The organism is Labrenzia sp. 5N, assembly GCF_012395805.1.
GTDB lineage: Bacteria > Pseudomonadota > Alphaproteobacteria > Rhizobiales > Stappiaceae > Roseibium > Roseibium algicola.
Map to the genome: position 1 here is coordinate 206613 of NZ_JAAZTM010000002.1, position 11725 is coordinate 218337.

The following is an 11725-nucleotide window of genomic DNA, read 5'->3' on the forward strand; positions in this document are numbered from 1 at the left end:
CGTAAGCTAAACAGTGCGCAAGAAACCGGCTGAGCCACTGTGCACACAACCGCATCGCCTGAGAACGCACTGGAGATCATGTCTTCGGAGCGGGTTTCGAAAACTGCAAAACATCAACGATGAGCCGGACAACGGCTGAAAAACGAGAACAAACTGCTATGAGCGAAGCGCTTTCGATCCTCAATGAAGACGATCTTGTGGACGTTGTGTCCGCAAACGACGACAGCACAAAGAAAACCCAGTTCACAATCGGCGACCTGGCGAAAGAATTCGACTGCACCCTGCGCACGCTGCGCTTTTACGAAGACAAGGGGTTGCTCAACCCCAAGCGCGACGGCCTGAACCGCGTCTATAACCGCCGCGACCGTGCCCGCCTGAAACTGGTACTGATGGGCAAACGCGTTGGCTTCTCCCTGTCCGAGATCCGCGACATGCTCGACCTTTACGACCTGCGCGACGGTCAGGTGACGCAGCTCCGCGTCGCGCTGTCCAAGTTCAACGAGCAGATCGCCGTTCTGGAAGATCAGCGCAAGGACATCGAACAGGCCATCGAGGAATTGTCACGCACTGTCGAGATCGTTTCCGGCATGCTGAAGCACAAGGAAGCGGAAGAGGCATAAGTCCCTTTCCTTTCGACCTCAGAGTTTTGAAACCGCTGGCGGCAACGCCGGCGGTTTTTGTTTGTGCGTCCACCAACTTGCAATTTTTGCGAGAATTGACGCCCTTTTTCCAAAACTGTGAAATTCCCCAAAAACGACAAGTCGCAACACGATTTCGCGTACGGAACCTTCGGAAATCATTCCCATCAGCATGTTTTAGGCGTATTTTTTTGACAACCCTTCCGTTGGGACACCACTTGCCGGGCAATAACAACACGCGTATATAGGCCACAAGGTGACGTTTACGGAAACGTAAGGTCGAGACATAAACGGCAGATCTGGGAGGATTTCCATGCCGAGCTATACCGCTCCCGTCGATGACACGCTTTTCCTGTTGAAGGACGTGTTCGGCTATGACCGATATTCCAACCTGCCAGGTTTTTCCGATGCACCTCTCGACCTTGTGGAAGCGATCTTGCGCGAAGGTGGCAAGTTCGCGGAAGAAGTTCTCCAGCCGTTGAACCAGACCGGCGACAGCGAAGGCTGCACGCGCAACGACGACGGCACGGTCACGACACCAAAAGGCTTTCTGAAAGCCTACAAGGCGTTTTGCGAAAACGGCTGGGGTACCTTGTCGGCGGACGCGAATTACGGCGGACAGGGCCTGCCACATACTCTGACCACCGTCTTCAATGAATTTGCCTCTTCGGCAAACATGGCCTTTTCCATGTACCCGGGCCTGACCGCAGGGGCCGTTGCAGCCCTGACGATCCACGGCACGGATGATCAGAAGCAGACATACCTTCCCAACATGATTGCCGGAACCTGGACCGGCACCATGAACCTGACCGAACCGCACTGCGGAACGGATCTCGGCCTCATCCGCACCAAGGCGGTGCCGCAAGCCGACGGCTCCTACAAGATTACCGGTACCAAGATCTTTATCTCAGCCGGTCAGCACGACATGGCGGAAAACATCATCCACCTGGTGCTGGCCCGCATCGAGGGCGCCCCGGAAGGCACCAAGGGCATTTCGCTGTTTGTCGTGCCCCGTAACGCGATCGGCGACGATGGCTCGGTGGGAGACAACAATGGCGTTTCCTGCGGCTCGATCGAGCACAAGATGGGCATTCACGGCAACGCCACCTGCGTGATGAACTACGACGATGCCACCGGCTGGCTGGTTGGCGAAGAGAACAAGGGCTTACGCGCCATGTTCACCATGATGAACGAGGCCCGCCTCGGCGTTGCGGTTCAGGGGCTCTCCCAGTCGGAGGTCGCCTATCAGAATGCCGTCATCTACGCCAAGGATCGCATCCAGGGCCGCGCCCTCACCGGACCGAAAAACCCGGACAAGCCCGCCGACCCGATCATCGTGCATCCGGACGTACGCCGTACCCTGATGCAAATCCGCTCGTTCAACGAGGCCGCCCGTGCTCTCGTCATCTGGACCGCGCTTCATGGCGATGTCTCGCACAGGTCGGACGACGAAAAGTCCAAGCAGTTCTCCGACGACATGATGGGGCTGATGACACCTGTGCTCAAAGGCGTTCTGACCGACACCGGATTTGCCAATGCGGTCAATGCCCAGCAGCTTTACGGTGGCCATGGCTACATCAGCGAGTGGGGCATGGAGCAGTTCGTTCGCGATGCCCGTATTGCCATGATCTACGAAGGTGCCAACGGCATCCAGGCACTGGACCTCGTCGGCCGCAAGCTGCCCGCGAACGGCGGTCGGGCTGTCATGAGCTTCTTCAACGAGGTCAATACCTTCCTGAAGGAGAACAAGGACAACGAAGCCCTTGCCGCCTTCACCGGGCCATTGAAGAAGGGCATGGACGATCTTCAGGCCGCGACCATGTGGTTCATGAACAACGCCATGAAGAACCCGGACAACGCCGGCGCCGGCTCCGTCGACTACATGCACCTCTTCGGGCTTGTTGCCCTTGGGTACATGTGGGCGAAGATCGCAAAGGCCATTCAGGAAAAGGTCGCGGAAGGCGCAGGCGAAAAGGCCGAATGGCTGGAAACCAAGCTGACCTTCGGGCGTTTCTTCATGGAACGCACCTTGCCGGAAACGGGCGCGCATCTTGCCCGAATCTCGTCCGGGTCCGAAACCATGATGTCGGTTGCCGCGGACGCTTTTTAAAGCGTCCGGGAGCCAGCTCGCTGATGGCGGAAATTTGAGCCCGCAAATCGAAACCGGCGGCTATAGTCGCGTTCCAATTTGATTTGCGAGGGGAATTTCAAGTTATGGCTGAATACGTTCTTCACTGCATGGCCCAGTCGGGACACTCCTACAAGGTGGCCCTGATGCTGGAGCTGTGCGGCGCCGACTGGAAGCCGGAGTGGGTCGACTTCTTCAACGGGGCCACCCGAACCGAAGAATTCCGGGACACGCTGAACGAGATGGGTGAAGTGCCGGTGCTTGTGCATGGTGATGACATCCTGACCCAGTCCGCCGTCATCATGGACGACCTGTCCGAGAAGTTCGGCGCCTTTGGCTGGGAAAACGATGAAGAGCGGCGGGAAATCCTGCGCTGGACGATTTTCGACAACCAGAAGGTTTCTGGCTTGCTCGGTCCGTTGCGCTTCCTGCGCACGCTGATGAAGACCGGCGAGACGGACGTGGTCAAATGGCTCGACGGGCGGTCGAAATCCGCCCTTGCCATCCTGGACAAGCATTTCGCGAAGAATGACTTCGCCATCGGCAAGAAGCCGACAAGCGCGGACTTCTCGCTGTGCAGCTACCTCTTTTACGAAGGTGAGCTCGGGATCGATCTCGAGGCTTATCCGAATGTCACCAAGTGGCTGGGGCGGATCAAGGCTCTGCCCGGCTGGAAACATCCTTACGACCTCATGCCCGGCCATCCCTTGCCGGATAAGACCTGAGGCCAATCCGATCTAGAGGAGGATCTGATGCCCGAAGCCTATATCTACGACCACGTGCGCACTCCGCGCGGACGCGGCAAGAAGGACGGTTCGCTGCACGAAGTGCCCGCCGTCCGGCTTGCGGCCACCGCGCTGGAAGCGATCCGCGACCGGAACGGTCTCGACACGACCCGGGTGGACGACGTCGTCCTGGGCTGTGTCGACCCGGTCGGGGAAGCCGGAGGCGACATTGCCCGTGCGGCGGTGTTTGCGGCCGGTTACGACAAGTCGGTTCCGGGCATGCAGATCAACCGCTTCTGCGCCTCCGGTCTCGACGCGGTCAACATGGCTTCGGCCCAGGTCATGGCAGGCCAGCACAAGCTGGTAATCGCCGGCGGCGTGGAAAGCATGAGCCGTGTCGGCCTTGGCGCTTCCGGCGGTGCCTGGCCGATCGAGCCGCAGGTGGCCATCCCCTCCTATTTCATGCCCCAGGGCGTCTCGGCTGATCTGATTGCCACCAAATACGGTTTTTCGCGCGATGACTGCGATGCCTATGCGGTGGAAAGCCAGAAGCGCGCCGGCAAGTCCTGGGAAGATGGCCGGTTCTCCGGATCCGTCGTGCCGGTGAAGGACGTCAACGGCATCACCATTCTTGACCGGGACGAGCACATGCGGCCGGAAACCGACATGCAGTCGCTCGCCTCGCTCAACCCCTCCTTCGAAATGATGGGCAACATGGGCGGTTTCGATGCGGTCGGCATCCAGGCCCATCCGGAAATCGAAAAAATCACCCATGTGCACCACGCCGGCAACTCCTCCGGCATTGTCGATGGAGCTGCCGCCGTTCTGATCGGTTCCAGCACCGCAGGCCGTTCCTCCGGCCTGAAGCCGCGTGCCCGCATCAAGGCTTTCGCCAATATCGGTTCCGAACCGGCCCTGATGTTGACCGGTCCGGTGGATGTTACCGAAAAGCTTCTGAAAAACGCCAAGATGGACATCAAGGACATTGATCTCATCGAGATCAACGAAGCCTTTGCCTCCGTCGTCCTGCGTTACCAGCAAGCCTTCGATCTTGATCCGGCAACGGTCAACGTCAACGGCGGTGCGATTGCCATGGGCCATCCTCTCGGCGCCACCGGCGCCATGATCCTTGGCACCGTGCTCGACGAACTGGAACGCCGCGATCTCAACACCGCCCTCGTCACGCTGTGTATCGGCGCGGGCATGGGAACAGCGACCATCATCGAGCGGGTCTGATCATGATCAGCAACATCGACAGGGAATTCGCCCAGATCACTGACTACTGGTCGCCGCGTGTGGTGGCCGACGTCAACGACCAGAGCGTCAAGCTTGCGAAGCTGAAAGGCGAGTTCGTCTGGCACGACCACCAGGACGAGGACGAGCTCTTCTTCATCATCAAGGGCAGCCTCACCATCCGCTACCGCGACCGGGACGATGTCGTCCTGAACGCCGGCGACGTGCACGTCGTGCCCAAGGGCGTCGAGCACAATCCGCTCGCAGAAGACGAATGCTGGGTGATGCTGTTCGAACCCGCAGAGACCAAACACACCGGCGACGTTGTCGTCGACGGCACGAAGACGGCTGCGCAACAGCGCGCCCATCTGCAGTCGACCGGCGCCTGACCCGAGGAGGACCATCAAATGAGCTACAAGAATTTCACCGTTGAAACCGATGAGGACGGTTTTGCCCTGATCACCTGGGACATGCCGGAAAAATCGATGAACGTCATCGATCTGTCGGTCATGGACGAGCTGGATGCGATTGTCGACCAGGTGGCAAGTGACGACGCCATCAAGGGGGCCGTGATCACGTCCGGCAAGTCCGCCTTTTCCGGTGGTGCCGACCTGACCATGCTGGAAGGGCTTCTGAAGGACTTCCACATCAAGCGCGGTAACGACGCGGAAGCTGCGGCCAAGGCTCTGTTCGAAGGATCGCGCAAGCTGTCTCAGGTCTACCGCAAGCTGGAAACCTGCGGCAAACCCTTCGTCGCCGCCGTTGCCGGCACCTGCATGGGCGGCGGTACCGAACTGGCGCTGGCCTGTCATGGCCGCGTCGTTGACGAAGGCCTGAAAATGGGTCTGCCGGAAGTCAAGGTTGGCCTCTTCCCGGGCGCCGGCGGCACGCAGCGCGTCATGCGCATGACCGATGGCCAGCAGGGCATGCAGTTCCTGCTGCAGGGCCGCACCTTGCGTGCCCCGCAGGCCAAGCAGATGAAACTGGTGGATGAAGTCGCCCCGACCAGGAAACTGGTCGCCGCCGCCAAGAAGATGCTGAAGGCAGGCCTCGACCCGGTCAAGGACTGGGACAAGAAGGGTTACAAGCTGCCGAACGGCAAGGTCTATTCTCCCGCCGGTTTCCAGTTCTGGCCGGCCGCCAATGCGATCTACCGCCGTGAGACCTATGACAACTATCCGGGTGCCCGCTACCTGCTGCGCTCCGTCGTCGAAGGTCTGCAGCTGCCGATGGATCTCGCGCTTCAAGTGGAAAGCCGCTACTTCGCCAAGGTGCTGCAGGCCCCGGAAGCCGCCAACATGATCCGCTCGCTGTTCGTCTCCATGCAGGAGCTGAACAAGCTGGCCCGCCGCCCGGTGGACCAGCGTCCGAACAAGATCCGCAAGATCGGCATTCTCGGCGCAGGCTTCATGGGTGCAGGCATTGCCTATGTCACGGCACAGGCGGGCATCGACGTCGTCCTGATCGACCGCGACCAGGAAGCCGCCGACAAGGGCAAGGCTCATTCCGAAGAGCTGATCACCAAGGCGATCAAGCGTGGCCGGGCGAGCGAAGAACAGAAGGATAAGCTTCTGTCGAAGATCACCGCCACCGTCGATTATGAAGCCCTGGCAGATTGCGATCTGGTGATCGAAGCCGTCTTCGAAGATCGCGAGATCAAGAAGGCGGTGACGGAGAAGGCCGAGGCGGTGATGAAGTCTCGTGCCATCTATGCTTCCAACACCTCGACCCTGCCGATCACCTCCCTGGCGCAGGCGTCCAAGCGGCCGAAGAACTTCATCGGCATCCACTTCTTCTCGCCGGTCGACAAGATGATGCTGGTGGAAGTGATCCTCGGCAAGCGCACTTCCGATCGCGCGCTTGCCATGGCGCTCGACTATATCAAGGCCATCAAGAAGACCCCGATCGTCGTCAATGACAGCCGCGGCTTCTACACCTCGCGCGTCGTCATGACCTATATCCGCGAAGGCCTGATGATGCTGGCGGACGGCGTTCCGGCGGCGATGATCGAGAATGCTGGCAAGATGGCCGGCATGCCGGTCGGACCGCTGTCGCTTGGCGATGAAGTGGCGCTGGATCTTGCCTGGAAGATCGTTTCCGCAACTCGCAAGGACCTCGGCGTCAAATATGTCGAAGGCCCACTCGACAACATCCTGGAAGAGATGGTGGTGAAGCAGGAGCGTTTTGGCCGCAAGAACGGCAAGGGCTTCTACGACTACAAGGGCAAGGACAAGAGCCTGTGGCCCGGCATTCCGGAAGTCACCGGTCAGCCGAAACCTGCAGAGAGCTTCAACATCGAAGAACTCAAGCAGCGTCTCCTGGTGATGCAGGCGCTCGAAACCGCCCGCATCTTCGAGGAAAAGTGCCTGACGGATGTGCGTGAAGCCGATGTCGGCTCCATCCTTGGTTTCGGCTTCGCACCCTATACCGGCGGTACGCTCAGCTATATCGACATGATGGGCACGCCGGCCTTTGTCGACTTGTGCAAGAAGTTCACCCGCAAGTGGGGACCGCGCTTCAAGCCGAACAAGCTGCTGAAGGATATGGCCAAAGAAAATGAGACGTTCTACGGCAAATTCCCGCCGAAAGCCGAAGCGAAGGTCAAGGACGCAGCCTGATCGACAACCGATGCCGCTTCCGAACGGGAGCGGCATCGGCCTATCGCATTCGCCAGCAATTGTTAGCATTTTACGACAAAACTTGATCCGGCGTGACTTGTCATGCACAGTTCTGCTTGGAATTAAGCATGGGCAGGCTGGAGATACGAATGCCGCTAGATGGCGAATGGGCGCGCTCGGATGTCTTCCGCGTTCTGCGCGACATTTGTTCGAACGCCAATCTGGACTGGCCTCAAATGGCCAGGGACTATGAATTCGATCTCGCCAGCCTGGACGATCCGCAAGGTACCGTGCCGATAGCCGCCTGGCATGCCGTTTTTGAACATATCGCCAATGTTCTGGGCGATGACGCCGTCATGTTCGATCTGTTCAACACGATCGACATCGGCTGCTTTTCAATCTTCGACTATCTGTTTGCCTGCGCTCCGTCACTCAGGGAAGCCTGTCAGGCCTGGGCGAAGTTCAGTCCGATCAGAACCAATGCCTATCGGGTAATTTTCGAGGAAGACGAAACCGGCGGCTTCGTGGAATGGCCTATTCTTGAAGGACGCGGTGAATGGCGACAGAACGTGTTCGGACGCATCGGCTGGGCGACCCAGCAGATTGAACATGCACTCGACATGAAAGCGCCGCCAATCCTTATCGAGCTCGCGACCTCACAACCAAATTGCACGTCCAATTTTCAGAAGAAATATCAGGGCCGGATCAAGTTCGGCGCGACCCGCAACAGGATTTCGTTTCCGAAAACGTTGCTCTCCCGCCCGCTCCGGCGCCACGACGCCCACCTTTACGAGATCATCCTGACGTCTGCGAATTCGGAACTGGAAAGGTTCGGCCAGTTTGAATCTCCGCTGTCGCGCATTGCCAATGAAGTTTCCGCCAGCCTGTCGACCGGGACATGCACCCTGCCGCTCATTTCAGCGAAACTTGGCATGTCGCAGAGGGCGGTGCAGAGGCTTCTGGAAAAGGAAGGCACCAGCTTCCGTCAGCTAAGCGAGGAAGTTCGGCGTTCCGCAGCCGAACGATATCTTCTGGGAACGGACCTTCCGATGAAGGAGATCGCCTATCTCCTCGGCTTTTCGGAACTGAGTACCTTTTCGCGCGCCGTGAAGACATGGTTTGGCGTCTCCCCCAAGAAGGTTCGGGATGCACCCCGCTCCAGATCTCCTGCATCTGCTAAATCCACGACAGAGCGCAAGCAACCGCTGCAGCGCTCCAGGGTCACGGTGGCGACACCCTCCGCTGTTCGGCAATCCGCTGCCACAAAATGATTTTGTTTCCAGCCCTGCACAGGGCTTGGTCACCGCGAGGCTGTGATGGCTTGAGAATTGCGGCACGGCGGTTACGGGCTTGTCACCACCGTGCCAGAGATCATTCTTGTTGCCGGCGGTTCCGTCGAGAACACTCGACTAAACCCACCAATACCGCTATCGGCTGGTCTTTCATTTGCATGAAGAACAGGACGGGTCGATGGCGGCTGGCCCATCCTGCAGTGTGCGCGCCTTTTTTGCCGGTTCAGCACTTGTGCCGGTCCGGCGGCTGTCTTTCACCGCAGGTAGAGGAAGGCAGACCGTCGCGGTTGTGGGTGGCCGCAAACGATCTAGATGCACATTCCTGAAAGTTTAATACGCCAACAGGGCCGCTGCGTCTTTGGCAGGAAGCGAACAGAACTTTACGAATTACGACACCAAACTTAATTAATAAGAAATTTTACAAACGGCCGTCGCACGAGCTGGAGTTGCCGCCGTGCTTGCCAGGCCTCATTGTAATCGACACCGAATATTCCTAACTTCTGGGCTAGGAATACTAGCAACGTCATGCAGGAGACACATATGTCCGACACCGGCCTGAGCCGTTTTCTGGGAGGTTCACCAGCCCAGGTGCTTTTGCGGCTTGTGTTCCTGTCCTTTGTTGTCGGCATTATCCTGTCCGCGCTGAACCTCGACCCGCTCGACCTGATCACCATGTCGATCGATTTTGTCGAACGCCTGTGGAACATGGGCTTCAACGCCCTTGGACGCCTGGGCAAGTATCTGGTTATCGGTGCAATGGTGGTTGTCCCGATCTGGCTGGTTACTCGCATTCTGGCCATGGGTCGGAACCGCTAGTCCCGGCAGAGGCCTGCGTTTGTCACTTAAGGCAAGCACGCAACCCTTGCGGGAAATTAACCTTTTCTTAATCATAATTAACTGAAACTGGCGGAACTTCCCCGAGCCTTAAGGGGCCCTTGCATGTCCGCCATCGCAACATCGAAATTTGCTGCCTCCTACCAGGCCTACGCCCGCGCGGGTTCTGGTGCGGGCAATCGCTCAGGTTCGCTTGCTGCCGCACAAACGCTCACCACGTTTCTGGGGGCCAACGGTTCGGCCGACGACGAGGACAAGGCAAAATCCCTCTTCGAAACCTACAAGGATTCTGTTGAACTCAGCGACGGCCTCGCCCGCTCGGTAGAGAACAACAAGGATGCGATGCGCAGGCAAAAGATCGAGATGGTCCAGAAGCGCATCGAACGGCTCAAGGAAATGCTGCGGTTCGCAACGCCGGAGCAGGCCAAGCGTCTGCTCAAGGAGCTGAAACAGATCTCCAAGGAGTTCAAGTCCGCCTCCCAGGACCTCAAGTCGGCAGGTCAGGGCTTGAGCGGTGGAGGCGTCGGCACGGGTGTTCTTTCAGGTGCTTCAAACATCGCCGCCACAGCAGATATCATAACCGGTGCCGGGACGCAGGTTAATGCAACCTCCGCATTGGTCGAGACTGTGTCTGCGGCAGCGAGCAGTCCCGAGACACAAATTCCGGTATCCGGATCTGAAACGAGTGCTGCGACTTCGGGACCGGAGAGCCAGGCGACGGGTCAGGCTCAGACCGGAGTGGAGCAGGATGGTTCTTCCGCAGGCGCACAGGAACCGGACAGCTGGCGGGAAGACCTGAAAGCGGCTGTCCTGACCTACACAGAACAGCAACAGGAAACGAACAAGGCACTCGCCGCAAGCCGCAGGTCCGGGCTGCAGGGCGACAAGGAAGCCCTCGCCAAGATGGCTGAGGACATCAAATCTCTTGCCCAACAGATAGAACGCCTGCTCAAGCGCGATGAGCGCGACACAAAAAAAGATCTGAAAGACGTCCGTGCCGATCTCAAGGACGGCGTCAAGGCACTGAGGGCCTCAAATTTCAGCGCGCAGCCAGACCCGGCTTCCACCGCGAGCCCTGCGGGTACGGACGGGGTTTCGACCGCAACCGGTTCGACATCGGTCTCCCCGCAGGTGTCCGATATCCTGGTATGAACCGGCTGGCTTTAGCCGGCCACCTGTTCATGCGCCGCAACCATAGTGAAATCTTCAGCCATCACAGCCTTGGCTGTTCGATGCAGTGTCACATGGCGATCGGCCAATTCGTCGATATCCGTCGAATAGCCTCCACCCAGAACTCCTGCCAGCGGCACGCCCGCCTTTCGCACCGTTTCGATGACATAGCGGTCACGCCTGCAAAGACCGTCGCGTGACAGCGACAGTCTGCCGAGACGATCACCAGAATACGGATCGACGCCGGCATTGAAGAAAACGATGTCCCAGGGCCCCTGGCGCAGCAGATCAGGCAGAACCTCTTCCAGAACAGCAAGATAGACTTCGTCACTCGTCCCATCGGCAAGACCTATATCGAGATGGGAGGGGACCTTGCGCACGGGGTAGTTCTTTTCCGAGTGAAGCGAGAAAGTGAAGACATCCGGGTCGCCCTGAAAGATGTCCGCGGTGCCGTCTCCCTGATGCACGTCCAGGTCGACCACCAGCGCCTTGCGGATGGCGCCGTCCGCCTGCAACACCTTGATGGCAACTGCGACGTCATTGAAGACGCAGAACCCGGCTCCGTGTGCACGCCGGGCATGATGACTGCCGCCGGCGGTGTTGCAGGCAATGCCGTGTTCCAGCGCCAGATATCCCGTCAACACAGTCCCGCCCGTTGCACAGCGCGCCCGCAGGGCGATGTCCTCGCGCATCGGAAAACCGATTTCCCGCGCCACCTTTTCCGGCACCCGGGCATTGAAGACCTGATCCACATAGGCAGGATCATGTGCGAGTGCGACCCACTCGAAGGGGGCGGGACGAGGCCTGAAAAAGGCGCTGTCGCCGAGAAGCCCTTCCTGCCGTATCAACTCGGCGACGGCACGGAACTTGTCCATCGGAAACCGGTGATTGGCGGGAAGGTCGGCGCAGTAGGCCGGATGGTGAACGATAGGCAGGGTCATCTGTGCGCAATATAAGGCGCGCCGGCGCTACGGGCACCCTTTGAACGACACAGCAGATCCGAATTTTACGGCTCAGTGCAAATTCGGCAGCCATGTCCGTGAATACCCGGTATGTGCCGAAATGAATTGACGTGCCGAGGCAAGGC

At 58.8% G+C, this 11725-nt stretch carries 10 protein-coding genes; 9 read left to right on the forward strand and 1 reads right to left on the reverse strand.

Annotated features, from left to right (window positions below; translation table 11 throughout):
* Positions 1-158: 158 nt before the first annotated feature.
* From HEP89_RS01740 to HEP89_RS01780, 9 genes are all read left to right on the forward strand, one after another.
* Positions 159-620 carry a MerR family DNA-binding transcriptional regulator gene (locus HEP89_RS01740; RefSeq protein WP_023001777.1) on the forward strand — a complete coding sequence of 154 codons (462 nt, stop codon included), beginning with the start codon at positions 159-161 and terminating at the stop codon, positions 618-620.
* A 331-nt stretch (positions 621-951) separates the two neighbouring features.
* Positions 952-2748: an acyl-CoA dehydrogenase C-terminal domain-containing protein gene (locus HEP89_RS01745; RefSeq protein WP_055658134.1), complete on the forward strand. Its 1797-nt coding sequence runs from the start codon at positions 952-954 to the stop codon at positions 2746-2748.
* Between the two features lie 104 nt (positions 2749-2852).
* Positions 2853-3491, forward strand: a complete 639-nt coding sequence (locus HEP89_RS01750; protein ID WP_023001779.1) for a glutathione S-transferase — start codon at positions 2853-2855, stop codon at positions 3489-3491.
* A gap of 27 nt (positions 3492-3518) precedes the next feature.
* On the forward strand, positions 3519-4727 hold the full coding sequence (locus tag HEP89_RS01755) for an acetyl-CoA C-acetyltransferase (protein ID WP_023001780.1): 1209 nt from the start codon (positions 3519-3521) through the stop codon (positions 4725-4727).
* Positions 4728-4729: 2 nt separating this feature from the next.
* Positions 4730-5113, forward strand: a complete 384-nt coding sequence (locus HEP89_RS01760; protein WP_168691201.1) for a cupin domain-containing protein — start codon at positions 4730-4732, stop codon at positions 5111-5113.
* 18 nt (positions 5114-5131) lie between these two features.
* Complete coding sequence (locus HEP89_RS01765; RefSeq protein ID WP_168691202.1) at positions 5132-7342, forward strand: 3-hydroxyacyl-CoA dehydrogenase NAD-binding domain-containing protein; 2211 nt, start codon at positions 5132-5134, stop codon at positions 7340-7342.
* 149 nt (positions 7343-7491) lie between these two features.
* Positions 7492-8613, forward strand: a complete 1122-nt coding sequence (locus tag HEP89_RS01770; RefSeq protein WP_168691203.1) for an AraC family transcriptional regulator — start codon at positions 7492-7494, stop codon at positions 8611-8613.
* Between the two features lie 561 nt (positions 8614-9174).
* Entirely contained in the window at positions 9175-9450 is a 276-nt protein-coding gene (locus tag HEP89_RS01775; protein WP_031269649.1) for a DUF6460 domain-containing protein, read from the forward strand.
* 123 nt (positions 9451-9573) lie between these two features.
* Positions 9574-10620, forward strand: coding sequence for a hypothetical protein (locus tag HEP89_RS01780; RefSeq protein WP_168691204.1), 1047 nt, complete (start codon positions 9574-9576; stop codon positions 10618-10620).
* Between the two features lie 11 nt (positions 10621-10631).
* On the opposite strand, the gene HEP89_RS01785 is transcribed toward HEP89_RS01780, so the two are convergent.
* Positions 10632-11579 carry a histone deacetylase gene (locus HEP89_RS01785; RefSeq protein ID WP_168691205.1) on the reverse strand — a complete coding sequence of 316 codons (948 nt, stop codon included), beginning with the start codon at positions 11577-11579 and terminating at the stop codon, positions 10632-10634.
* Positions 11580-11725 lie beyond the last annotated feature (146 nt).

Excerpts from the sequence above, each read along its gene's own strand:
- HEP89_RS01755 (WP_023001780.1), top strand. The coding sequence starts at position 3,519 with ATGCCCGAAGCCTATATCTACGACCACGTGCGCACTCCGCGCGGACGC.
- HEP89_RS01765 (WP_168691202.1), top strand. The coding sequence starts at position 5,132 with ATGAGCTACAAGAATTTCACCGTTGAAACCGATGAGGACGGTTTTGCC.
- HEP89_RS01760 (WP_168691201.1), top strand. The coding sequence starts at position 4,730 with ATGATCAGCAACATCGACAGGGAATTCGCCCAGATCACTGACTACTGG.
- HEP89_RS01745 (WP_055658134.1), top strand. The coding sequence starts at position 952 with ATGCCGAGCTATACCGCTCCCGTCGATGACACGCTTTTCCTGTTGAAG.
- HEP89_RS01785 (WP_168691205.1), bottom strand. The coding sequence starts at position 11,579 with ATGACCCTGCCTATCGTTCACCATCCGGCCTACTGCGCCGACCTTCCC.
- HEP89_RS01780 (WP_168691204.1), top strand. The coding sequence starts at position 9,574 with ATGTCCGCCATCGCAACATCGAAATTTGCTGCCTCCTACCAGGCCTAC.
- HEP89_RS01770 (WP_168691203.1), top strand. The coding sequence starts at position 7,492 with ATGCCGCTAGATGGCGAATGGGCGCGCTCGGATGTCTTCCGCGTTCTG.
- HEP89_RS01775 (WP_031269649.1), top strand. The coding sequence starts at position 9,175 with ATGTCCGACACCGGCCTGAGCCGTTTTCTGGGAGGTTCACCAGCCCAG.
- HEP89_RS01750 (WP_023001779.1), top strand. The coding sequence starts at position 2,853 with ATGGCTGAATACGTTCTTCACTGCATGGCCCAGTCGGGACACTCCTAC.
- HEP89_RS01740 (WP_023001777.1), top strand. The coding sequence starts at position 159 with ATGAGCGAAGCGCTTTCGATCCTCAATGAAGACGATCTTGTGGACGTT.